This window comes from Nostoc sp. FACHB-280 (assembly GCF_014697615.1).
In the GTDB taxonomy this organism is placed as follows: Bacteria; Cyanobacteriota; Cyanobacteriia; order Cyanobacteriales; family Nostocaceae; genus Nostoc_B.
Window position 1 is genome coordinate 64,295 of the sequence record NZ_JACJSD010000007.1, and the last position, 26,457, is coordinate 90,751.

The 26,457-nt window shown below is 40.6% G+C and carries 14 protein-coding genes; 5 read left to right on the forward strand and 9 right to left on the reverse strand.

The features are described from left to right. Positions 1-69: 69 nt before the first annotated feature. Together dxs and H6G75_RS07240 are read right to left on the reverse strand one after the other, a co-directional pair. On the reverse strand, positions 70-1,977 hold the full coding sequence (gene dxs, locus H6G75_RS07235) for a 1-deoxy-D-xylulose-5-phosphate synthase (RefSeq protein ID WP_190979266.1): 1,908 nt from the start codon (positions 1,975-1,977) through the stop codon (positions 70-72). 245 nt (positions 1,978-2,222) lie between these two features. Further along, entirely contained in the window at positions 2,223-2,912 is a 690-nt protein-coding gene (locus H6G75_RS07240) for an S-layer homology domain-containing protein (protein WP_190979267.1), read from the reverse strand. Between the two features lie 147 nt (positions 2,913-3,059). On the opposite strand from H6G75_RS07240, the gene H6G75_RS07245 reads away from it, so the two are divergent. After that, complete coding sequence (locus tag H6G75_RS07245) at positions 3,060-3,911, forward strand: TauD/TfdA family dioxygenase (RefSeq protein WP_190979268.1); 852 nt, start codon at positions 3,060-3,062, stop codon at positions 3,909-3,911. Between the two features lie 100 nt (positions 3,912-4,011). Here the strand turns inward: H6G75_RS07245 and H6G75_RS07250 are convergent, their stop codons facing one another. Then, complete coding sequence (locus tag H6G75_RS07250) at positions 4,012-4,968, reverse strand: alpha/beta hydrolase (RefSeq protein ID WP_190979269.1); 957 nt, start codon at positions 4,966-4,968, stop codon at positions 4,012-4,014. A gap of 5 nt (positions 4,969-4,973) precedes the next feature. Then, entirely contained in the window at positions 4,974-7,889 is a 2,916-nt protein-coding gene (gene polA, locus H6G75_RS07255; protein WP_190979270.1) for a DNA polymerase I, read from the reverse strand. An 889-nt stretch (positions 7,890-8,778) separates the two neighbouring features. Between polA and H6G75_RS07260 the strand changes: the two genes are divergently transcribed. Next, positions 8,779-10,671 (forward strand): transketolase, encoded by a 1,893-nt coding sequence (locus H6G75_RS07260; protein ID WP_190979271.1) that lies wholly within the window; start codon positions 8,779-8,781, stop codon positions 10,669-10,671. Between the two features lie 127 nt (positions 10,672-10,798). Here the strand turns inward: H6G75_RS07260 and H6G75_RS07265 are convergent, their stop codons facing one another. Next, positions 10,799-14,986 carry a chemotaxis protein CheB gene (locus H6G75_RS07265; RefSeq protein WP_190979272.1) on the reverse strand — a complete coding sequence of 1,396 codons (4,188 nt, stop codon included), beginning with the start codon at positions 14,984-14,986 and terminating at the stop codon, positions 10,799-10,801. 446 nt (positions 14,987-15,432) lie between these two features. Here H6G75_RS07265 and H6G75_RS07270 point away from each other — a divergent pair, with 446 nt between their 5' ends. From H6G75_RS07270 to H6G75_RS07280, 3 genes are all read left to right on the forward strand, one after another. Then, entirely contained in the window at positions 15,433-16,722 is a 1,290-nt protein-coding gene (locus H6G75_RS07270; protein ID WP_190979273.1) for a glucose-1-phosphate adenylyltransferase, read from the forward strand. 119 nt (positions 16,723-16,841) lie between these two features. Further along, complete coding sequence (locus H6G75_RS07275; RefSeq protein WP_190979274.1) at positions 16,842-17,411, forward strand: AAA family ATPase; 570 nt, start codon at positions 16,842-16,844, stop codon at positions 17,409-17,411. A gap of 218 nt (positions 17,412-17,629) precedes the next feature. Continuing rightward, on the forward strand, positions 17,630-18,637 hold the full coding sequence (locus H6G75_RS07280) for a DnaJ C-terminal domain-containing protein (RefSeq protein ID WP_190979275.1): 1,008 nt from the start codon (positions 17,630-17,632) through the stop codon (positions 18,635-18,637). 130 nt (positions 18,638-18,767) lie between these two features. On the opposite strand, the gene H6G75_RS07285 is transcribed toward H6G75_RS07280, so the two are convergent. The 4 genes from H6G75_RS07285 to H6G75_RS07300 form a co-directional block, all read right to left on the reverse strand. Continuing rightward, a complete protein-coding gene (locus H6G75_RS07285; protein WP_190979276.1) occupies positions 18,768-19,175 on the reverse strand; it encodes a KTSC domain-containing protein in 408 nt (135 codons plus the stop codon). A 197-nt stretch (positions 19,176-19,372) separates the two neighbouring features. Next, positions 19,373-21,145, reverse strand: a complete 1,773-nt coding sequence (locus H6G75_RS07290; protein ID WP_190979277.1) for a response regulator — start codon at positions 21,143-21,145, stop codon at positions 19,373-19,375. Between the two features lie 45 nt (positions 21,146-21,190). Beyond that, positions 21,191-24,166: a response regulator gene (locus H6G75_RS07295; RefSeq protein ID WP_190979278.1), complete on the reverse strand. Its 2,976-nt coding sequence runs from the start codon at positions 24,164-24,166 to the stop codon at positions 21,191-21,193. 375 nt (positions 24,167-24,541) lie between these two features. After that, complete coding sequence (locus H6G75_RS07300; RefSeq protein WP_190979279.1) at positions 24,542-26,377, reverse strand: alpha-amylase family glycosyl hydrolase; 1,836 nt, start codon at positions 26,375-26,377, stop codon at positions 24,542-24,544. Positions 26,378-26,457: the final 80 nt, after the last annotated feature.

A 26,457-nucleotide genomic window follows, 5' to 3' on the forward strand; every position in this document is an offset into this window, starting at 1 on the left:
AAATTTAACAATACAAAAAAAGGTGGTAAATTACCACCTAAATCAATTAATGAAGATCACACAGCAGATTTAAACTACAGTAGATACTTGCTTCTGGAAGTAAGCCTGCATCACTCTTTCGGCAATTTGACGACTAGTTAAACCTAATTCTGCCTTAGATTCTTCTGGGGTAGCGTGTTCCACCAAGACATCTGGGATACCAATACGCTTGACTGGGACAACAATATCAGCATCGAGTAAAGCTTCAGCGACAGCAGAACCAAAACCACCCGTGATGCAACCTTCTTCTAGGGTGACAACGCGACCAATTTTCTTAGCCAAGGGTAAGATTAATTCTGTATCTAATGGCTTAACAAACCGCGCATTAATGACTGTAGCTTCAATACCATGTTCGCTGAGAATTTCTGCCGCTTGCATACTGGGATAAACCATTGTGCCGTAGCCAACGATTAACACATCATCACCATTGCGGAGAATTTCACCCTTACCAATTTCCAAAGGTTCCCAACCTTCTTCCATTAAGGGTACACCGTAACCATTGCCACGGGGGAAGCGCATAGCGATCGCACTGCTGGTATGATTAATGCCAGTCACAATCATCCGTTGTAATTCGGCTTCATCCTTGGGTGCCATTAACACGATGTTAGGAATGCAGCGCAAATAAGCAATATCATACATTCCTTGGTGAGTAGGGCCATCAGCACCTACAATACCCGCTCTGTCTAAACAGAAGAACACAGGCAAGTTTTGAATACAAACATCGTGAATAATTTGGTCGTAAGCCCTTTGTAAGAAGGTTGAATAAATAGCCGCCACCGGACGCATACCTTCAGAAGCTAAACCCGCCGCTAAAGTTACAGCATGTTGTTCGGCAATACCCACATCTATATATTGATTAGGTAGTTTAGCTTGCAGTTTGTCTAAACCTGTACCTGTGGCCATTGCGGCTGTAATACCGATAATTTTCGGGTTTTGTTCAGCTAATTTAACTAAGGTATGGGCAAAGACTTTAGCATAAGCCGGGGGTTTGGGTTTGCTAGAAGGAATAGCTTTGCCGGTTGCCAAGTTAAAGGGGTTTTGGGCATGGTAGCCTACTTGGTCTTGTTCCGCCAGTTCATAGCCTTTACCTTTGGTGGTGACTACATGAACTAAAACTGGCCCTTGTATTTGATGCGCTTGTTGGAAAGTTGCAATCAGTTCTTCTAAGTTGTGTCCATCAACTGGCCCCATGTAGGTAAAGCCGAGTTCTTCAAACACTGCCCCTACTTTGGGAACAGCCAACCGCTTCATTCCTTCTTTAATGCGTCCCAACTCTGGAGACAAAGATTCACCCACGAAAGGAATTTGCTTGAATTGTTCCTCAAAATTATCTTTAATGAATTGGACGGGCGGACTCAGGCGCATTTTGTTGAGGTAACGAGGAATTGCACCGACGTTGGGAGAGATGGACATCTCATTGTCGTTCAGTACTACCAGTAAGTTGGTTTTCGGCAAATGTCCAGCATGGTTAATGGCTTCTAACGCCATCCCACCAGTTAAAGCACCATCACCAATAACAGCAACCGCTTTAAATTTTTCACCTTTTAAATCTCTAGCTAATGCCATACCCAAGGCGGCGGAGATACTTGTAGAAGCGTGACCGGCACCAAAGTGGTCAAACTTGCTTTCGCAACGTTTGAGATAACCAGCAACTCCGTCTTTTTGTCTGAGGGTATGGAAGTTACTATAACGTCCTGTAATCAATTTGTGAGGATAAGCTTGGTGTCCCACATCCCAAATAACTTTATCCTGATCTAAATCTAATGTTTGGTAAAGCCCTAGAGTTAACTCTACAACACCCAAACCTGGCCCTAAATGACCGCCTGTTGCTGCTACTGTTTGCAGGTGTTTATCTCGAATTTGGCGAGCAATTTGTTGCAGTTGCCGGATAGATAAACCGTGCAACTGATTAGGATGGGTGATTTCGCTCAGATGCATATTATAGGGTTTTCCTCTCTAATTTCTACTTCTGGTATTTTGATTTTCCCACGGTCGGGTTGCCCCCATGATGATGAGGCGTTGCAATTCTGTTACATGACCCGTTAAGAATGAGAACTTACGTAATCACACACTCTAGTTCGGTATGACGTTAGAAGATAAAAGTCTTTGGTCGTCAAGGTTTGACATTCCTGATACCTGTTGTTTGTGTGAGTTCTCTGAATATGGGTAAGTTACCTTGATTACTAGGGTGAAACTGTATTATCAGGCACAGTCGGAACTTCTGGTGTATCTGGTAGTTTTTGTTGCCGTTGCAAGTATTTACTTAACACGTAAGCCATATCTCCACGATTCATGGGTTGCAATGGGGAAAGATTGCCAAGGCTATCTGTTTTGACAAATCCTTCTGAGACTACAGTAGCGATCGCTCTTCGCGCCCATGTCGGAATTGATTTAGCATCAGGATGGGAGGCTAAAATCTCATTCACCGAATCATCATCAAATTGAAAGACACCGTAAGCTTGGGCAAATATCGCTAATGCTTCTGCTCTGGTAACTCTTTGGTTAGGAAAAAACAAATTCCCCCGATAGCCTTTCATAATGTCTGTTTTTAAGACTATCTGAATATCGTTAAATGCGCGATTAGAAGCCGGGACATCTGCAATCACAACATTTTCTTGATTTACAGCTTGTCGTTTATCTAGCCGAAAGACTTTCACCATAATTGAGGCTAATTCTGCCCGACTGAGGAATCTTTCGGGATAAAAATTACCATCTGGCGAATTGGTCATCCATTTGGCGGCAATTACCTGTTGAATAGAATCTGAGCTTGTCGCAGAAGGTGTTTCTGTTGATTGTGCCTGAACATTTACCGGAAAACTTTGAAGTAGCACAACTAAAGAAATTGTACTAAAGTACTTGCTGATATTTCTCATTTCCACGGCTCCGTACAGGATTTGTACTGATACATACTGAATGCTGTTTGTTGAGAATTGTAACTAGCGAATAAATATTTTGTAACACATCCATTCTCTTGTGCTGTTTGGCCGATAGATTGAAATCAGATCACAAGGACTAGGAAAATGCCGCAGAAAGTTCAGCAGCATCATAGACTAGGTACGGAAGTTTTACCAGGTTGCAACCTGACGCAACTCACAACCCAACAAATACAAGAATTTAAACAATCTCTGTGGGCGAATGGTGTAGTTGTTCTGAGAAAGCAACATTTAACAGCCTCACAATTGCAGGAATTTGCCAACAGAGCTTTTGGGGAATCAGGTTTTAAGTATCCACCTCAACCGCTAGACCCAGATATTGACCCAAATTTACAAAGCCCTGGTGTTGGTATTTTAGGAAATCCCAAAACAAATTCTCCCGAAATTCTGGGGAAATTTGCTTGGCAATGGCATCATGACAAAGACCATCTGCCAAGAACAACAGGTTTAGATATGAATTCTTTGTATGTGGTGATGTTGTATGGTGTAGAAATACCAGCACAAGGACTTGATGGTCAACCCCACACCACTGAATTCCTTGATATGGTGGAAGCTTATCAAAATCTTGAGCCTGAATATCAGCGACAACTAGAGCAAATGTCAATGTATCATCTGCCACCAGCCTCTAAGTTAGGGGCAGAGGTGCCGATGAAAAAACATCCTATTGTGTCAACTCATAAAGTCACTGGGCAGAAAGGTTTATATTTGGGTTCAGATACTTCCATACTGCTGGGAATGGAAGATGAATTGAGTTTAGCAAAGCAGTTTTGGCATGAACTCTTTCAACGGATTTTAGAAGGTACGCCAGTTTATGCTCATGTTTGGCAGCCTGGAGATTTGGTTTTTTGGGATAACTCCCAAGTCATGCACGCAGGTGTTCCTTATGATGCGAGTAAGTACAAGCGTGTGGCATTGCGTGTAGGAGCAGTGGATAGGTGACAGAAGAGGATTTTGCTGTGTTTGCAATGCCTCAGTAGTTGAAATCAATGAGATTCAACCACAGAAGTTGCTAGTGGATTGCCTATTTGTCAATTCTTTTTTATCTTTGCCAGTCACCCAACTGGGTAGCGAGAAAATAACGTACATGCTCCACAAATGTTAGCCCTTGTTGTCTAGTTCCGTGTCCCATTCCTGGAACAACATAATAAGCACCATCGGGAAATTTTTGAGCGCAAGCACGAGTATCTTTAATATTAACAATTGGATCATTCGCACCAACTAAAAAACGCACTCTTCGGGGAAGTTGGACTTGTTGAACATAGTTCATCGGGTTGCATTCCCAAGTATATTTATCTTCATATTTGAGATGTTTAGCTAATTGTAAAAGCTGCACTACAGGTTGTAAATCCGGCTGGAATTTTTTTAAGAATATTTCTGCTAAATTACCAAGGGGCGAAGCTGCTAAATCAGGTAAAAAACCATATCCCCAACTTTTAGCAAATGATGGCAGATCAGCATGACCAATAGTGCCTAGTAGTCTATCTCCCAAGCTATGTGCTGTAAAGCTATATGCAGAGAGCAAGACTCCCATACTAACTCCAAATAATGCCAATTTTGTCTGACTCAGATTATAGCGATCGCAGCAAAAATCTCGTATCCTAGTAATATCCTGGGCAGTACTGCGAAATATAGATAAAAGTAATGCTGTATCAAAGGCAATACCTCTATCAATTAATGGCTTAATTTCGTTCTGCACTACGGCTGTAAATGTACGTACTAAGCTGCGTTCACCCGCAAAAGGTGTATCAAATAAAGCCACAGCTATACCCATTTGCGTTAATGTCGGCACAATAAAAGCATTCCAACCATAAGGCGCACACATCCCTTGCAAACCAATTACTAAGGGTGTGTCCTGTGTAGGCTGGTGCTGTGGTAAAAAAACAGCGACAGGAAAACCACTTAATCGTTCATCAATGTCAGCCACACCAGTGTAAACATAAGGTTCATAAAACCAGTAGCGATACCCATTTACACCATCAAAATTAATGGTATCCATTGAGTTTATTTCGTCTCCATCCAATTTTCTCCGGCGCGGACTTCTACTAGTAATGGCACAGTTAAAGTTACTGCACCTTCCATGACTGATTTAATTTGTGGTTGCAATTCTTCCCATTCATGGGGCGGAACTTCAAACACTAATTCGTCGTGAACTTGCAATAATAAACGTGCTTGATATTGTTTTAAAATTTCATGCAGTCTCAGCATGGCAATTTTGATAATATCAGCACTAGAGCCTTGAATTGGTGCGTTGGCAGCAGAACGCAGCAAGCCAGCATCAAAAGCACCTATATTTTTTAATTTACTCAAGTCAATATCTGCGGGATTTGTATTTTTTAACTTGCGTAAACTGTTGGTTTGGAAATCAAAATAACGCCGCCTACCGAGGATAGTTTCAACATAACCTTGTGCGATCGCTTGTTTTTTCACGCTCTCTAAATATGCAAATACTTTAGCATAGCGTTCGTTAAATCGTTTAATAAATTCATTGGCAACATTCTTATCTATTCCTGTGGAACGTGAGAATTTCAGCGAACCCATACCATAAATTACACCAAAGTTAATTGTCTTGGCTATTCGGCGTTCATCTGCGGAAACATCATCTTTTTCAAATACCAATCTTGCTGTAACTGTGTGAATATCTTCGTTTTGCTGATATGCTTGCACTAACAATGGTTCTTGGCTCAAATGTGCTAATATTCTCAACTCAATTTGTGAGTAATCAGCAGCGACCATTAAGTAATTTTTTTCGGGTAAAAATGCTTTGCGAATTTGCCGACTAAAAGCAGTTCTAATTGGGATATTTTGTAAATTTGGATTAGAAGAAGATAACCTACCAGTTGATGTGGCGGCTTGGTTAAAATCCGTATGCACACGTTGAGTATCTGCACGCACCAACGCTGGTAAAGCGTCTACATAAGTAGATTTTAATTTAGATAATGTGCGATACTCAATTATCGATTCTACAAACCCAGTGTTATCAACTTCTAATAGCTTTTCTAAAGTTGCGGCATCGGTAGAATAACCAGTTTGAATTTTACGAGAATATTTCGTACTTAACCCTAACTTTTCAAACAAGATTTGGCTCAACTGTTTTGGAGAACCTAAATTAAATTTTTCGCCAGCTATTTCTGTTGCTTGTGCTTCTAACTTAGCTAAATCTATTTCTAACTGTTGTGAAAGTTCTCGCAGATAAGCAGAATCAATGCTGACACCTGTGTATTCCATCTCTGCGAGAACGGCTTCTAATGGCTGTTCTACTTCTAGTAATAATTTTGACAAGGCTGGAAATTTATCCAGTTCTTCGCGCAATTTTTCTACTAATTGCCATGTAGCATACACTTGGAAACAACAATAATTGGCAACTGATGTAATATCGATATCAGCAATGGTTTTACCTTTAGGAACTAATTCGGCATAATTTTGAATAGATAAACCTAAATATCGTAAAGCCAAATCAGTTAAGTTATGGCTAGTATCGGGATTTAAAACATAACTCGCCAGCATTGGGTCAAAGACAATTCCGGCTAAATTAATTCCTTGACAGCGAAATACTAGGCGGTCAAATTTACCATTTTGAAATGTTTTCGGATAATTAGCATTTTCTAAAATTGGACGTAGTGCTGCAAGTGCTGTTTCTGGATGTAAATTTTCACCGTTTTTATGCGCCAGGGGAATATATGCTGATTCATCTGGTTGTGTTCCCCAACAACAACCAATTCCGACTAAAGCTGCATCCCGTGGTTCTAAATCGCTGGTTTCTGTGTCCCAAGCCACTGGGTTTGCAGGGTCAGTAAATTGTTGCAATATATTTACTAACTCAGTCAGTTTAGCTTCACTATTAATTATCCGTGGCTGAATTTCTGAAACTGGTTGCTGTTGATATGCGGCTGTTTCAGCAGCAGTGAAAAATGATAAATCATCACCATCATCATCTATGCTGGATGCTTCTACATTGGCGGGAGTTTCTGTAACTTCACCACCAAATTTCTGTTGAATTTCGTTGATTTTCTTTAAAAAAGTATTGAACTCTAGTTTTTCTAAAATAGGAGTGAGATTACTTGTGTCAAATCCGGTTAATTGGCAGTTGTCTAAGTTAACTTCTAAAGGTACTTCGGTGACTATTTGTGCTAAATATTGCGACTTTTTAGCATCCTCTTGACCTTCAGTAAGTTTTTTTTGGGTTGCGCCTTTAATTTCTGCTATGGCTGCATAAATATTCTCCAAAGAACCATAGGTATTTAATAGCTGAACTGCCGTTTTTTCACCTATGCCTTTCACCCCAGGAATATTATCTGATTTATCACCACACAAAGCTTTATAATCGACAATTTGTGTAGGTAATACGCCTAATTTTTCTTTGACTTGTTCTACACTAAATTCTGTGATGCTATTTGTGGCGCGTTTGAGTGCATCAGGACTAAAGTTTAAAACGGTAATTTCTTTGTCTGGGTCAATGAGTTGAAATAAATCGCGATCGCCTGTTAAAATTTTCACCTTATAACCAGCCGCCGTGGCTTTTTGCGCTAAGGTTCCCAACACATCATCAGCTTCGTAACCAGGTGCAGTAAAAATCTTCAGGTTCAAGCCTTCGAGTAATTCATGCAGATTTTTTAAATCAGGAACAAAGTCTTCTGGTGTCCCCGGACGGTCAGCTTTGTATGTATCATCAGCTTCATGGCGGAAAGTCGGTAAACCCAAATCAAATGCAACCGCCATTGCTTTTGGCTGTTGTGTTGTCATCACTTCCAGCAAAGATTTGAGAAAGCCAAAGCACACACTCGTCGGTATCCCGGTTTTAGTTCGCAGTCCGCCATCTCTTCCTTTGGCGAAAGCGAAGTAAGAACGAAATGCTAAAGAATGTCCATCAACTAAGATGAATGTGGGGCGTGTTGTAGTTAAAGCAGAATTTTCAGACATATTTATATTGTAGCGAATAATGGGGAATTAAATAGTTTATTATTCAGGATTATGGGATGATTTTAACCGCAGATGAACGCGGATGGATGCAGATATTTTTGATTATTTTTTGACGTTTAGTGGTTTTTATTTTAGTAAGGTATAAGCAAGAATAGACTTCTTACAAAAATCATGATCATAGTAGCATCTTTCTTTGCGCCTTTGCGCCTACCGCAAGCGGAACGCCAAGGGCGAATGCGTGAGACACAAAAAATTATGTAAGAAGTCCAAGACTTTGTACATCAACACATTAGGAAACGCGATTGATTGTTTTATTTCCACACAATAATTTATTTATCATCTCAATATTCATCCCTAAGCAAAATTTAATTTCACTCTGAATAATAATCCCTAACTACTTTAGTGATTTTTGCAGTCTTCTTCTAGATATAAATATTATTTATTCCCTTAGTCAGAAGAGTTTTTTGATTCTCCTCTCTAAAGTAAACCCAGATAGAGAGATTTTTGACAAGAGCAATCATATCTTATTCGTGAATTGATTGATAGTGGTTGTATCTGCTGATAAAAAACATCGGTGTTTCTCAGCGTTAAATTATTTTTATCTCAGAGGTTGTTTTAAAAGCGGTTCGCTGTGATTATTAGCACTTACAGATCCCCCCAACCCCCCTTAAAAAGGGGGGCTAAGAGTCTCTTTAAGTCCACGCCACTTGCTTCAAGTCGGGGAACCCGCCCAACGCAGTGGCTCCCCTTTTTAAGGGGGATTTAGGGGGATCTAAAATGTTTGGCTACCAACACTAGGAGTTTTAAAACATCCTGTCATCATTTCCCACAAATTTTTCATCAACATCCCAAATCTTAATGGCAATTATTTTAAGTTAGGAAAACAATTATGACTACACAAGAAGAATTGCATCAATGGTATGAACTAGCCCAACAGTTGCGTGTTGATAGCATTCGCGCCACCACAATTGCGGGTTCTGGTCATCCGACATCATCTATGTCGGCGGCGGATGTGATGGCGGTTTTACTGACTAAATATTTGCACTACGATTTTGAGCATCCCGAAAATCCCAATAACGATCGCCTGATTTTTTCTAAAGGTCACGCTGCACCATTGCTATATTCTATGTACAAAGCCGCAGGTGTGATTAACGATGAAGAATTGCGATCGCTGCGAAAATTAGGTAGTCGTTTAGAAGGTCATCCCACGCCCATTTTACCTTGGGTGGATGTGGCAACTGGTTCTCTAGGGCAAGGCTTACCCATTGCTGTGGGGTTAGCTTTAGCCGGGAAATATCTCGACCAACTTCCCTATCATGTTTGGGTGTTACTCGGAGATAGCGAAACCGCCGAAGGTTCAATTTGGGAAGCTTTTGACCATGCTGCACATTACACCTTAGATAATTTAATTGCGATTATTGATGTCAACCGCTTGGGTCAACGGGGGCAAACAGAGTTAGGCTGGAATACGCAAGCATACTCTAATCGTGCCAAAGCCTTTGGTTGGCAAGCGATAGAAATTGATGGTCATGATTTTACTGAAATAGATCAAGCCTTGAGTACGGCTATTGAAATTAACGATCGCCCAACAGTAATTATCGCCCGCACCAAGAAAGGTAAAGGTGTGGCTACTTTGGAAAATTTAGGCGGTTGGCATGGCAAAATTTTAAAACCTGAACAAGAACAGCAAGCAATTGCCGAATTAGGCGGTGAACGTCAGATAATTATCCCAGTTCATCAACCAGATACCCAAGAGCCGGTTCCTACGGGTAAACCCCAACCCCTACAACTTCCTAGTTATGAAAAAGGCACAAAAGTAGCCACACGTCGGGCTTATGGCGATGCTTTAAAGGCGTTAGGCAATGCTCAACCAGATGTAGTTGCCCTTGATGCTGAGGTCAGTAATTCCACTTATGTCGAAGATTTTGCCGAAGCCTTTCCCGAACGCTACTTTGAAATGTACATCGCCGAACAACAAATGATTGCGGCGGCGGTGGGTTTGCAAGTCAGAAAATATAAACCCTTTGCCTCTACCTTTGCTGCTTTTTTAACCCGCGCCTACGATTTTATTCGGATGGCGGCTGTGTCTCGCGCCAACATTAATTTAATGGGTTCCCACGCTGGTGTCTCTATCGGTCAAGATGGCGCTTCCCAAATGGGGTTAGAAGATTTAGCGGCGTTTCGGGCTGTGTGGAGTAGCACTGTATTGTACCCCAGCGACGCAAATCAAACCGCCAAATTAGTAGCGCAAATGAGCGATCACCAAGGTATTGTTTACTTACGCACCACCCGCGAAGCTACACCCGTCATTTACGATGCAGAAGCAGAATTTCCCATTGGTGGTAGCAAAGTTATCCGCAGTTCTGACCAAGACCAAGCCACCATCATCGGTGCGGGGATTACTTTACATGAAGCCCTCAAAGCTTATGAACAACTGAAAAACGACGGTATTACAGTCCGCATCATCGATGCTTACTCAGTCAAACCCATTGATCTGCCAACCCTACATCAAGCCGCACAAGACACCGAAGGTAACTTAATCGTAGTCGAAGATCATTGGCTAGAGGGCGGATTAGGTGCGGCGGTGTTGGATGCTTTTGCTGGTGTCGGCGAAATGCCAACTTACGAAGGGCCACAACTACAACTCATCAAACTAGCCGTCAGTGAAATGCCCACATCAGGAACCCCCGAAGAACTACTCCACGCCGCCAAAATCGATGCTGATGCCATAATTGCCGCAGTGCGATCGCTAGTCAAACATCCAGTGAGTACGAAGTGCTGAGTGCTGAGTGCTGAGAGGGGGTAGACAAGGTAGAGGGGGTAGACAAGGTAGAAAGATTGCTCCCTTCCCTTGTCCCCCTTGTCCCCCTTGTCCCCCTTGTCCCCCTTGCCCCCTGCACCCTGCACCCCTACCCCCTCCCACTCAAAGCCGCAACGACACTGAGTAACTGCATAGGTTCAACAGGTTTTGCTAGGTGCATTTGGTAGCCTGCGGCTAAAGCTTCGGTATAGTCTGCATCACTAGCATAGGCGGTGAGGGCGACGGCGGGAATTTGCCCACCCAGTTCGGGGCTGAGTTCCCTGACTTGGCGCATCAGCATATAACCATCTTCTTCTGGTAAACCAATGTCAGACAAAAGGACATCATAACCGCCAGGATTTGCCAATAAAGTTGATAAGGCCGCACTGACAGAAGCGACGGCTGTAACTTCAATTCCATATTCTTCCAGAATTAATTTAAATAATTGGCGAATATCTGGTTCGTCGTCTACTATTAGTACCCGCACACCTGCCAAGGAAGGAAGGTCATCGGGTGGGATATCCGGTAGGTTATTTCTGGTGATGGATGGTAAGGAAGGAGTCACCACAGGAATTTCTGGCTGATTAGCTTGTAGAGGTAGTCTGACGATGAATGTTGCGCCTTGACCTTCTCCTGGGCTGTGGGCTTCCACTGTCCCGCCGTGGAGTTCTACCAAGTGACGCACAATCGCCAGCCCCAACCCTAAACCTGGATTAGAACGTGTTTTGCTGCCATCTGCTTGGCGGAAGCGTTCAAAAATGTAGGGTAAAAATTCTTCACTAATGCCTTGACCTGTATCGCTGACTCGAATTTGTGCTTGCAAATTTGTGTACTCTAAAGAGATATCAACTCTGCCGTTAGCTGGGGTAAATTTAATGGCATTAGAGAGTAAATTCCAGATGATCTGTTGTAAGCGGACTGGATCACCGATAATTACTCGGCTTGTGGAAGCTAAGTTAGTGTTAATTTGAATGTTTTTGGTTTCTGCTGCTAGACTTACTACCGCGATCGCTGCTTCAATAATTGGCACTAGTTCAATTTCTTGGACATTCATTTGCAGCCTACCGGAACTAATGCGGGAGATATCCAACAAATCACTAATCAAATGGGCTTGGGTTTGGGCGCTATGTTCAATGGCTGCTAAACCTTGATTGACTGTGGCTTCGTTGAGTTGGTGAGTGCGGAGTAAAGTTGCCCACCCCAGCATGGCATTTAACGGGTTTCGCAGTTCGTGAGACAGAATTGACAAAAATTCATCTTTGGCGCGGTTGGCGGTCTCGGCGGCTTCACGGGCAGATTGTTCTTGGGCTAATAGTTGAGTTCGTTCTGCTTCTAGCTGTTTTTGTTGGGTAATATCTTCAATCACCAACAATATCATTGGGATATCATGGATGTGCGACAATTTCCGCGCATTCAATCGCATCACTTTCTGCCCCATTTGCTCAAAGTTATGCTCAACTTCTAAATCTTGAAATTGGCTGTGATGAGGCAAAATATCTTCTAGGAGCGATCGCAATTGGGAAATATTCCATTGCCCATTGCCGATTTCATAAATCAAACACTGTTCGGTTTCGGCTGGTGATAGCTGAAATTTTTCATAGAAAAACTGATTGGCGGTAATTACGCGCAAATCTGTATCTAATACCACCAAAGACTCTCGCACAGTGGCGACAATTGCTTCCGCGTAATCTCTGGCGGCTGTAGCTTGTCTGGTGCTGCGTTTGAGAGCGTCAATATCAACCAACACCACAACAGCACCATCTATTTTATTATCAATAGTGCGATAGGGGCGAATGCGTAAATCATACCAATGTCCTTCTTGGTCTTGGACTTCCTGCGTTTTAAAATTGAGTGTGTTGATCACTTCGATAATTTGCTGCTCTAAATCAGGAAGATTTAAATTGTGATTAATATCACTCAATGGCCGCCCCACATCGGAAGGAATCAAGTTAAAAATAGTTTCTGCGACTGGAGTAAATCGCCGAATGTGTAAATCACCACCTAACATCAAGATGGGGATATTAATACTGCTGAGGAGATTTTGTAAATCGTTACTGACTTGGGTTGATTCTAAATTCCGGCGTTGCAGTTCATCATTAATTGTGTTTAATTCTTCATTCGTAGCTTGAATTTCTTCTTTGGCAGTTTCCAGTTCTTCATTAGTACTTTGTAACTCTTCATTACTAGAGAGAATTTCTTCATTAGCCGCCCTTAAATCTTGATTAGTCGATTGTTGTTCTTCAATAATTGACTGTAAATATTCTTTAGTGGTGGCTAAATCTTGTTGGAGTCGGTGAATTTCGTCTTGCTCATTAGTTGGTTTGCTTTTACGGTTATCACTAGGTAAATTTAACAAAGCAGTGGCGGCCGCGGGTATCTCTGCAAATATGATTAAAAAGTAGCGTTCTGTAGTACTGGCAGCATTAAACGGTATAACTTCAATGGTGACCAGCTTCATTTTTTCGTTGTCTTTAACTTTAATGCCTTCTTTTTTGACTATTACGCCGCGTTTTTTGGCTTGGTGAATTGCAGCACGTAGTTCTAGCCTTAATTCTTCTTTAGCCATTTTCAACAAATTAAAGCTTGGTCTACCTGATGGTAATTGCAAATAAGGATTGGTCTGTCCTCTAAACTGGACAATTTCTAAATCACTGTCGATAATTACACCTACTGGCGCATACTGATCTAATACAATTTGATCAGCCACTTTTTGTATTTCTACATCATTCCACGTTCTTTCACTTGCTGATAGTTGTGTGCTGAAATTTTCGCTGGGATAGCTACTACTAATTAAATCAATTCCCAACCGAATCACAGCCATTTTGCGCGAGTAAATTTTGTACTTTCTGTCAATCAAAGTAAACAAATTACTAAACTCGCCTACTGTCTCGGATGTACCTAGCATTAAAAAGCCGTTGGGATTCAAACCATAGTGAAAAAGTGGCAGCAGTTTCTTTTGGACAGAAGAACCCAAATAAATTAAGACATTGCGACAGGTAATTAAATCCAGATTGGAAAAAGGAGGATCACCAATCAGATTTTGTCTAGCAAAAACACAGGCTTCGCGCACTATTTTGCTAATTTGATAGCCACCTTCTACCGAGATAAAAAAACGTTGCAAACGGTCAGGAGAGACACCAATTAATTGATTGTATTTGTAAACTCCAGTCCTGGCTTTTTCAATGGCGATTTCATTAATATCCGTAGCAAATACTTGAATCTGTCGATTAATATTTTGATTGTGCAAATACTCTAGTAAACAAATTGCAATTGAGTAAGCTTCTTCTCCAGTAGAACATCCTACTACCCAAATCCGGATGGGGGAATGAGAGTTGCGTTCTTTAATAATCTGCGGAAATACTTTGGTTTTTAAAGCTTCAAAAGCTTCTGGATCACGAAAAAAACTAGTGACCGTAATTAGCACATCATAATACAATGCTTTGACTTCTGCCGGATGTTCCTGAAGATAACTTGCATAATCTTCTAATCTCTCTAGCTTGTATAAAATCATCCGCCGCAGAATGCGCCGCTTGAGGGTGGTTTGTTTGTATAAGTTAAAATCAACACCTGTAGCAGCCTTTAACAGACTAAAAATTTGCAGCAAAGCAGTTTCTTCAGTGGGTCGCACCTCAATTGATTGTGCGGGATTTGAGGGACGAATGTAGGGATGATGACTGAGATGAGCTAACTCTTGAGCGATCGCTTGTGGTGTTAACACAAAGTCTACCTGACCAGAAGCCACAGCTGTATTCGGCATATCACTCACCTGTGCCGATGTTTCATTTTGGGCAAAGGTAATTCCCCCAGCTTCCTTAATTGCTTCTAATCCCCTTGCACCATCAGCATCACCCCCAGACAACACCACGGCAATAGCTTTACTACCCCGTTCCTGCGCCAATGAAAAGAAGAATAAATCAACCGACATCACTTGACCGCGAGTTTTCTGACGCGGAACCAAATTTAACTTGCCTTCAGCAATAGTCATCATCGCGTTGGGAGGAATCACATAAACATGATTCGGTTCCACCACCATGCCATTTTGGGCTTCCATGACTGGCATCTCCGTTGTCCGGGATAAAATTTCAGCCAATATACTTTTTTGGTTAGGACTTAGGTGTTGAATAAACACAAATCCCATCCCTGTATCATTGGGCAAATGGCTGAGTAATTGGGTAAATGCTTCCAACCCTCCGGCAGATGCACCAATCCCCACAATCGGAAATAATTCATTTTGGAGTGTTTGTTGCTGCTTATCGGAATTAGAAGACTGAGACTTTTTAGGCCGCCTAGGGTTCATGATCTCAAAATGATTATAGGGCGTTACATGATCTGTAAACAAAATACGATGTTATTGGCTAGACTTTAGCCAGCCAAAGATAGATATTCCAGACTTCCGCATACAGATTGTCCGTGGAGATTGGGTGTAAGAATTTGGGATAAACACACCCCTACAAGCAAGTCGAAAGTCAAAAATGCTCTTATTTTTGACTTTCGACTTGATTCTACCCCCACATCTTTATACTCTTGATTTTTTGGATCACGGCGAGAGTCTTATACATTATTTCAGAATTTCAGATGGCAGGAGAAATATGACGCTGGAGCGATTTTAGTCCTCCACTAGTAACAGTTACAGCCAGTATTTTCCAAAAATCATCCCGGAGAATATTTCGATCCCCCCTTATCAGAGGCTACATACAGTCATAAACTGAAAGTGAGAGTTGAAAGGCAGTCGGGAGAAATTTTGTGAAAAAAGTTTTAGCAATCATTCTCGGTGGTGGCGCAGGCACCCGCCTTTACCCTTTAACTAAACTCCGGGCAAAACCAGCAGTTCCCGTTGCAGGGAAATATCGCTTAATTGATATCCCTGTGAGTAACTGTATTAATTCGGAAATTTTTAAAATCTACGTCCTGACACAATTCAACTCAGCTTCTCTGAACCGTCACATTGCTCGTACTTATAACTTTAGTGGATTCAGTGAAGGGTTTGTGGAAGTGCTGGCTGCACAACAAACTCCAGAAAACCCCAACTGGTTCCAAGGTACAGCCGATGCAGTGCGACAGTACTTGTGGATGTTGGAGGAATGGGATGTAGATGAATTTTTGATTCTCTCAGGAGATCACCTTTACCGGATGGATTATCGTCAATTCATCCAGCGTCATCGAGACACCAATGCTGACATTACCCTGTCGGTAATTCCCATTGATAACCGTCGGGCTTCTGACTTTGGCTTGATGAAAATCAATGAGTCTGGTAGGGTGGTTGACTTTAGCGAAAAGCCCAAAGGTGAGGCTTTAGCAAAAATGCAGGTTGATACTACCATTTTGGGATTAACCAAAGAACAGGCAGAACAACAGCCATACATCGCCTCAATGGGGATTTATGTCTTTAAGAAAAATGTTTTGATCAAGTTGTTGCGGGAAAAATTAGAACGGACTGACTTTGGGAAAGAAATTATCCCTGATGCCGCCCAAGACCATAACATTCAAGCTTATTTATTTGATGATTACTGGGAAGATATCGGGACAATTGAAGCATTTTATGATGCCAATTTAGCCTTAACCCAGCAACCACAACCACCTTTTAGCTTCTACGATGAAGAAGCACCAATTTACACCCGTCCGCGTTATCTACCACCCACCAAATTATTAGATTGCCATGTCACCGAATCAATTATTGGTGAAGGCTGTATTTTGAAAAACTGCCGGATTCAACATTCAGTTTTAGGAGTGCGATCGCGGATTGAATCGGGCTGTATCATCGAAGAATCTTTGCTCATGGGTGCAGACTTTTATCAAGCTTCGGTTGAACGTCAATGCAGCATCGACAAAGGTGATATCCCCGTAGGTATTGGTACAGATACCATCATTCGGCGGGCGATCGTTGATAAAAATGCCCGCATTGGTCACGATGTTAAAATCATCAACAAAGATAACGTCCAGGAAGCTGACCGAGAAAGTCAAGGCTTCTACATCCGTAGCGGCATTGTAGTTGTTCTCAAAGGTGCAGTCATTACCGATGGGACGATTATTTAAAGAAGGCAGGGGACAGAAGGCAGGAGGCAGGAGGCAGAAGGCAGGAGGGAAATCCAAGAGGGATTCAAACCCACCTCTTGCCATCTGAGTTGAAAGTGCTGAGTTTGAAACTTTGAATTATGAGTACAACTGATGACTACTATTCTCTGTTAACTTCTCACTCAGCACTCAGCACTCAGTACTCCACACTCAGCACTCAGCACTCAGCACTCAGCACTCAGCACTCAGCACTCATATTACTCATCGGTCTGCCGGGTAGCGGCAAGTCAACTTTAGCAAAACAATTAATGGCTAAATGCCCCCAGATGCAACTGATTTCTACAGATGCCATCCGGGGGCAATTGTTTGGCGATGAAATTATTCAAGGGCCGTGGTTTTTGATTTGGCAAGAATTAGAACAGCAACTCCAAAAAACAGTCCTGGCTAATCAATCAGCAATTTTTGATGCTACTAATGCCCAAAGAAGCCATCGCCGCGACTTGATTACCTTTAGCCGTGACATAGGTTTTACCCAAGTGGTGGGAATTTGGCTGACTACACCAGTATGGCTGTGTTTAGCTCGCAATAAAAGACGCGATCGCCAAGTTCCCGAAGAAGTCATCTTACGAATGCACCACCAACTCCGAGACGCTCCACCCAGCATCGAAGAAGGACTAGACGACTTGATTAAAATAGGGTGTGGGGTGTAGGGGTATAAGGGTGTAAAGAAATTATTACCCCACTCTCTACTCCCCCATTCCCAAAGTACGGGAATTGCGCTGGTGCAGTGAGCAAGAACCCCACTTGTAATTGTGTATTGTTTGTTAATTTAAAATCAGAATCTAATTGCTCGGCATTATACCTAGCAAAATATAAATCTGACATCTTACAAAAAAACTTAAAGTAAATTTTTACAGGAGGCTGGTAGATGGCTGCAACCGACTTCAAAGATTATTATTCAGTTTTGGGAGTTAGTAAGACTGCCAGTCCAGAGGAAATTAAACAAGCTTTTCGGAAATTAGCCCGAAAGTATCACCCCGATGTTAATCCTGGCAACAAGCAAGCAGAAGCCAATTTTAAAGAAGTCAACGAAGCCTACGAAGTTTTATCTGACTCAGATAAGCGCCAAAAATATGACCAGTTTGGTCAATATTGGAAACAAGTCGGCCAAGGTTTCCCCGGTGGTGGTGCTGGGGTTGATATGGGTGGTTTCGACTTCAGCCAATACGGTAGTTTTGATGAGTTTATTAATGAGTTATTAGGCCGCTTTGGTGGTGCGGCTGGTTCTCGTGCGGCTGGTGGTAGACAAAGTTACTCTTACCGCACTAGCACAGGTAGACCAGGTGGCGGTTATGGCGGCTTTAACGATTTTGGCTTTCAAGATGCTGGTGCAGGTACAGCCCAAGATACGGAAGCCATCATTACTTTGACTTTTTTGGAAGCGTTTGCTGGTGTACAAAAGCGGTTTAATTTGGGTAGTGAAACCCTTGATGTCCGCATTCCGGCTGGTGCTAAACCCGGTAGTCGTTTGCGGGTGCGGGGTAAAGGTCAATTTAACCCCATGACTCAACAACGGGGCGATTTGTATTTAAAAGTGGAACTGCAACCTCATTCATTCTTCCAAATTGAAGGTGATAATTTGGTTTGTGAAGTGCCAATTACACCCGATGAAGCAACTTTAGGCGCTTCCATTGATGTACCTACCCCTGATGGAAATGTGAATGTGAAATTGCCTGCGGGTGTGCGTTCTGGTCAATCTCTGCGTTTACGGGGCAAAGGCTGGCCTTTACCCAAAGGTGGACGTGGTGATCAATTGGTGAAAGTTGCGATCGCACCACCAAAAGACCTCAGCCCCCAAGAACGCGAATATTATGAAAAAATTCGGGCGATACGTACATATAACCCCCGCAGTCATTTAAACCAAGTTAAGTTGTAATTACGAGTAGGAAGTGGGGAGTCGGGATACTATTTCTGACAGCAACTTAGTATCAAAAGTTGGGGAACAGATAATTCCCTGTCACCTGTTCTCTTTTACCTGCCTCCTGCCTCCTGCCTTCTGCCTCCTGCTAATCTACCCGTTCTGACAGATATCGACCTTTAATTTCTTGATTGAAAAACTCACCAACAGAGTCAGCATCGTGTAAATCTTCCCAAGTTTCTGGCTCTACTTCCGCATATTGATAGACTGCACCGTTGTGAAATTCTACTTGTAAGATGCGATCGCCTTCACTATATCCCACTGCGATCGCCATTGATGAACTGACTGGTAGCATCGCAATCGGTTCTTCCAGCACAGGCAAGGTGAGCGTTTCTGCCACCATCTCATTCAGGTGTTGTAACCCTTCATAAGCTTGAACTGGTGCAGGAATTTCTAAAAATTCCAGTTCATCACCTCTATCGAGTAATAATTGCAAGTATCCGTCAGAATGAGCAATCCCTACTAAACTGCTTAAGTCTATTTTCGATAGCTTCATTAACTTGGCGCTCCTGCTGGTATTGTTGTGCGTGTGCGATCGGCAAATTATCTTAGTATTTTTGTACTATAAAACCCCTGAGTCGTCAAGTTTCCTCATAATCTCTTCTTAAAACTAGGACTTACGTAGAGATACTGGGTGTAGGGGTGTGAGGGTATAAGGGTGTCAAGGTTTTGGATACATACACCCTTATACTCCTACACCCTTTCGCCCCTATAGTTACATTCAGTCAGCAACGGTAACACCAAGGTAAAACAAATCTCTCTTGGGCGTGATTTCACAAAGATAGAACCGCCCAAGTGTTCTACCAATTTTTTCACCAATGCCAACCCTAAACCAGTACCACCAGATGTTAAATGTCCGATATTGGGAATGCGGTAGAACTTATCAAAAATCCGAGATAGTTCAGCTTCCGGAATTTCTACACCAGAATTAATCACGCAAAGATGGAGGTGATCATTTTGATGGAAAGCAGTGATTGTAATAGTTTCTCCAGCAGGCGTGTACTTACAGGCATTTTTAACTAACTCGCGCAGAATGCGGCTCAGGCTAGATATATCAGTTGTTAGCAATGGTAAGTCAGGAGGCAATTGAATCTGCACATTCTGATGCTGTTGTTGAGATTGAATAATAAATACTTCTATTGTGTAAGGAATCCAATCACCCAAGTTAATCGTCGTAAATTGTAAGGGATAAAACTCAGCATTTAAATACTGCAAATCTAGTAAATCTTGAATTAGCTGAAGTTCACCTTGGCACTCTTCATGTAAAATTGCCAGATACTGCAATATCTTGGGATTATGGTAATTTAAACTTGTTAATTCCGTTTCTAGTAATTGAATAAATGATTGAATATTCGCTATGGGATTGCGTAATTCATGAGAGATAGAACAGAGAAAATCATCTTTTAATTGATTGAGTTTTTGTAACTCTTCAACTTGTGCTTGCACTGCCTGATAAAGTCGAGCTTGACGGAGAGCGATCGCACATTGATTGGCTAACTGTTTGACTAATCTAATTTCCAATTCATCAAAGGCTTTTGCTGCTGATTTAAACAACCACAAACTCCCTAAAGTTTTTTGATTATCAAAAATTTGACATAATAAAATTGCATATTTTCGCTCAATTTCCTGTTTGTCATTGAGAAAATACCAGCAAAATTGTGTACTGTGTTTTGTTCGCATTGTTGCGGGAAATTCAACCCAGGTTTTTATTTGCTTAATACAATTAATTACACAATCATTCTCACTATTTTTGTGATATTCATAGGCAACAACACAAGTTTTTAAATCATTATTACAAATAGTGGCATAACAACAATCTAGTTCCAAGCCTACTACCAACTCTGCCACCGCTGCTTGCCAAATATTCTTCTCATCTAAACTGTCACGAACTATATCTGTAATCCGTTTTAATCTTGCTTCAAACTCTAGGGATCTTTGTAATTCCGCAGTTCTTTGGATAATTTGTTGTTCAAAACATTGATTAAGTTCTTGCAAAGCTGCTTGGGCTTGTTGACGTTCTTGAATTTCTTGCTGTAAGCGTTGGTTTTGAGCCAGCAGCATTTTTCGCTGCTCATAAATAATCAGTTGGTTCTGCACCCGCGCTAACACTTCCGACTCTTGAAAAGGTTTAGTAATATAATCGACACCACCTAGTTCAAAGGCTTTAATTTTATCTGTAATTTGGTCTAACGCACTAATAAAAATTATAGGAATATTAGCAGTTTTTGGGTATAACTTTAATTGCTGACATACTTCATAACCATTAATTTCTGGCATGTTAATATCCAGTAAAATTAAATCAGGTGGTTCTATTTGGGCAGCCTGAATTGCAATTTTACCACTGACAGTTTTTTTAACCTTAAAACCGTGGTTTTCTAGGATTTTCGCTAACAAACGTAAATTATCTGGTGTGTCATCAATTAGCAAAATCAAAGCAGAATCAATTGTCAATCTAGATAAAGACATAATTTATTAGTTTAGTTTTCTTTAATTATGAGGTGCTAATATTGTTTAATTTAAAACATTTTTGAGCAAATTAATAATTGTTTCTAAATGAAAGTTATCAACTAAATCTTTTAAAGCCTCTGCAAGTTGATGTTTATTAACAGGAATTTCTTGGAAAAGTTGATAAAGTTTTTCCTCATCAATAATTAATGCAGCTTCATAAACCTGAGCAAGCCAATTTGCTGGCATATCTGCTAAATCAGATGATGTTATTTTTTGCAATTGATGTTTGGAATCTGGTAATTTGTGCTGATGATTTTCAGCATAAACATAACGTACACCGAGATATTGTGCCATTTTCTCCAAGAGAATTGTTTCTTCAAAAGGTTTAGCCACAAAATCATCACAGCCTATTTGTAAAATAACTTCTCTATCTTCGGCAAAAGCACTGGCAGTTAACGCGATAATTGCTAAAACTTTATTTTGAGTATGAGCGCGAATTTGCTTAGTTGCTTCATAACCATTCATCACAGGCATTTGTATATCCATTAAAATTAGATGGGGTTGCCAAGCTTTGCAGATATCAACAGCCATCAAACCATTTTCCGCTGCACAAACCTCAAAACCAACAGATTTCAGCAGTTTTACCATTAATTGGCGATTTTCTAAAACATCCTCAACAATTAAAATTCTGTATCTAGGTTGACCAGGTTCTAAACCAACAATGCGCCTAGTAACCTGTGTAACAGGTAAAACATCCAATTTCTCAGCGATAGTCATCTGTATGCTACAAGTAAAAGTTGCACCTTGGCCTAAGATACTCTGAGCGCGTACATCACCGCCCATTAATCTGGCAAACTGGCGACTAATGGCTAGTCCCAAGCCTGTACCTTGCATAAATTGTCTTCCACCTTTAGCCTGTGCAAATGCTTCAAAAATTAACTCTAAATCTTCACTGGCAATTCCAGGGCCAGTATCTTCTACCACAAATTTTACAGTTACCTTGCCGGATTGTTTGGCATATTCAGCATAGGAAACTCGCAGCGCCACATAACCAACCACTGTAAATTTAATGGCATTGCCCAGTAAGTTAATTAATATTTGTCGCAGCTTACCTTCATCACCATAAACATATTGATTTACCTCTGGACTAAACTCAGTAATGATGTTGATTCCTTTATCGGAAGCTTTGAGGGCAAACATTTCTTGAATTGATAAAATTAACCGATACAAGTCGAAGTAACTTTCATTTAAAGTGAGTTGACCAGCTTCAATTTTTGACATTTCTAAAACATCATTAATTAAAGCTAATAAATGTTCACCACTATGACTAATAATGTCTAGATGTTCTTGGTCGTTTTGCGATAAAGAACTATTACGATTCATAATTTGGGTGAAACCTAAGATGGCATTGAGTGGTGTACGCAATTCATGACTCATCTTGGCTAAAAACTGACTTTTAGCACGGTTAGCAATTTCTGCTTGTTCAGCTGCTTGCTGAAGCGCCACATGAGAAAATTCTAAAGCTGCTAACATCAAGTTATTTTTCATTTCCTGTGCAACTTCAATTTCAAATGCTTGCCAGGGGTAAGATTTATCTTTTACTGTTTGTTTCCAATGTTCAAATGATTTGCGAGGAGTAAGATGTAACCTATTATCAGTAGCTATAGAAATTGATGTTTGAGGATTTCCCGCCCAATTCACAGTTTGGACTTGCTCTGGTCGTAACCAAATAATATGATAAGACCTTTGATTCAGAAAAATTGAAATGGCGAGGAGACCACTAACTTTATTTTTAAATTTTCTGGCAATGGGGTAGATTTCTGGTAAGGAGTCAGTATAAAAAATTTCTTGACGGTTTTGCTCAGAAAGCCAACTTATCAGCTTTCTCATATCACTTTCTGAAGGAGTTTGGCCAATTAAAGTTAATTGTTCTTCTAATAAGATGGCTACACCTTGAGCTTGCACTAAGTTTAATAAATTAGATTCGTTGCGTTTAAAGACATTGCCAATGTAGTCTAATTCATTAGATAAGGCTTGTCTGAGTTGTTCTTGAATTATTTTAACTTGTTGGCGATAAAAATTTAGTTCTTTTTCTTGCTGATTGAGTAATTGAATTGAAGCAAATTGACCAATAAATTCACAAATTTTGCGAATTTCATAATCAACATTTTGAGGTGTATAATGGTGACAAGCAATCATCCCCCAAAGCTGATTTTGATTGACAAGGGAGATACACAGAGTTGCTGTTACACCCATATTATGTAAGTATTCTAGATGCCAGTGTGAAACACTTCTTAAGGTTACTGTACTTAAATCTAAGCTTAGATGAGACGGAATTAATTTAACTGGCTGATAATTGATATCTGGAATTAATCGTAAACATTTTTTGGTGTAAAGTTGTCTAGCTTGGGCGGGAATATCGGAAGCAGGATAATGTAAGTCTAAATAACTTTCGAGATGATTGAGCTTATCTTCTGCAATCACAACTCCACTGTAATCGGCTTCTAATTTATAGAGCATCACCCGGTCAAAGTGAGTAATTTTTCTCACTTCTTTGACGATAATTTGAAATAGTTCTAAGGAATTTCTAGCAGTGGTTAGCTGGGAAACTGTTTGTTCTAAAAGATGACAATATCCCAGGAATGGACTGCTTTGTGTATGGGAACGTGGTTCTAACTCTAAGATCAGAAAATTTTGCGATCGCTGTATAGTTCCAAGATAAAATTTCTGCCTATTTTCTCCATGAAATTGGTGCAGTTCAGGTTTTAATTCCAACAAATGAACAAACGGAAATATTTCTTGTTGCAGAGAATCAATAATTGATTGGACTTGTTCTGTGGCGAAGAGAAAATTTAAATTATGCCCAATTAAATCGGTTGCAGAAATCCCAAAAAATTCATTTGTATTTTCACTAGCTTGTAGAATCTTCAGGTGGGGTAATTCTAAAGCTAACAGGACACCAAATGGTTGAATATAACCCGGCAGATTAATTAGTTCCTGATCACAGTCCATGATAGTAATCGTATCGGAATCGCTCATTGGAAAATTTTAATATTTGTTTTTTACAAAAATTTAGCTATCAAAAAAGATATCTTATATAAATGTTGTTCAGTCCAGACTGTAGTCAGACAGAGGCTAAATGAGGAACTACAACAGTTCAGCTTGCTGGCGTAGTGTTTTATCTACTATGTAAGTTGGGAAAGATGTTTTTCATACTGAGCTAGGATAAATTTTGTTGTTCAGTGAAAAATTGTATGATTAAATCAGTTATTTTTACATATAATATTTATCCCAAAAATATTTTAGTGATAAAAGTTTGGTAATTGCGATCGCTCCCGCAATACAAATAATAAAAGAGCGCATATCTATATATATGCGCTCTACAAGGAGAGAAGATTGGTAGTGAAAAGAAATTTATTCGTAAATGACAAACCCAGCCGCAGGTACAGTAATTTTCACAGCTTTACCATTCCTGGCTGCAATTTTCACCTTTTGTCCGACTTGTTGTTTATCGGTAGAGTAAATGCAAGTCAGGAAATCACCTTCTTTGTGTAATTCGTTATCAATAGTCACCCAAGCTTCACGAGGTTGATAATAGTCGGTATTGATAGCGGCGACTATTTCTTGGTCGCTGAGAATACGAGACCAAGGAACAACAGAACGAATTTCGTTACCAATGATTTGGGGTAAGCCAAAGTTTACGCCATCACCAGAAATGGGACGAAGATATTGACGACCACGACTTAAAGCTTTTTTCTCGCTTCTAATTTTGAGAATTTGGGAGATTTCTTGATAGATATAATTGTCTTCGTTAAAGAAGTGAACGCCTCTAGTACCAAATGCGCCGAACTCACCGCCGAACATAGACTCGCGCAAATAGCGATCGCTATCTCCATGTCCATCAAAACCTTGTTCTGTACCATAATAAATACAAGGGATACCCAGCGTTAAAGCGTTGAGTGCTAAAGCATTCAGTACTACTTTTGTAGCGTCTTTATCTGCACAGAATCTTGCTTTGTTTTGTCCTTTACGTACTTGGTCATGGTCGTCGAACATCGTCACGACCTTATCTCTAAACCAAATGTGAGATTCTTTCTGCACCAGTAAAGAATTACGAAATAAACTAAAGTAATCTCTAGGGTTACGATATCCTTTAACCAAATATTCCAGTTTGTCAGGAATCTCATCAATACCTAAAGCAGCATCTAAACCTGTCTCTTCTAAAGTTTCAAATGCTCTCCTTCTTCCGCCAGTAATTTCACCAAGCAAAAAGAATCTTTCTTTACCAATGCTTTGAGCAAACTCATGAATCATCGAAGCAAAAATGCGCGTTGCACCTTTATCCATGTGTTTGACAGTATCAATGCGGAAACCATCAATATCTGCATAGGCTATCCAATATTTATACACCTGAGCCAGATATTTGAGCGAAGGAGATGGTACATAATCATCCAGTCCACCAAAACCATGATGAATATCTTTTAAATCCTCAAAGTCTCCTTCTAAAAATTCTGGATAGCCATCCCAATTTCTAATACGTCCTTTTTGAGTATATAAAGATGGATCTTGAAATTCTACAGGCCAAATTGCATCATTTTCTTGAGGCCAAGTTGCAGGCTTGTTGGGGTCTGTTTTGCGGAATGGGATGCTAGGTTTACCTGTTGCGTCATTAAAACCTTTGACTTGATAGGGTGTACCATTGTAATTAACATTACCAGCTTCGTAACTAAAAATATTCCCAGAATGGTTGAGGATAATATCTAAAATTACATAGATACCATTGGCATGAGCCGTTTGCACTAACTCTTGCAAATCTTCACCACTACCGAATTTAGGGTTAATTTCTAAGAAATCTTGAATACCGTAGCCGTGATATGTTTCTTGAAAAGATACCTGTTTAAAAATGGGACTAATCCAAATAGCAGATACGCCCAACCGCTTCAAGTATCCGACTTTACTAGTTAGTCCTTTAAGATTACCACCAACGTATTTTACACCCGCCTCACGCCAACGTTCTGCGCCTTCTGGCGTGCGGGTAGCATTATTTTGATCACCTGCAAATAAGGGAGTTACACCATTAGAGACAATCTTGCCCAAATTATCTTTATATCCATTCTCCTTACCATCAGAAAATCGGTCGAGCATCATAAAATAAAACACTTGGTCTTCCCAAGCATTGGGAGATGGATAAAATGTTTTATTGGCGGTATAAGCAGCTAAATTAAGTTGTGATAGTTGTTTGATTGCCATTTCCGTATTCTCAGATTAATGACTGAAATAATTGCTGTGTGGATACGGAAAGCTACAAAACTCAATTTTTAAATTCCGGA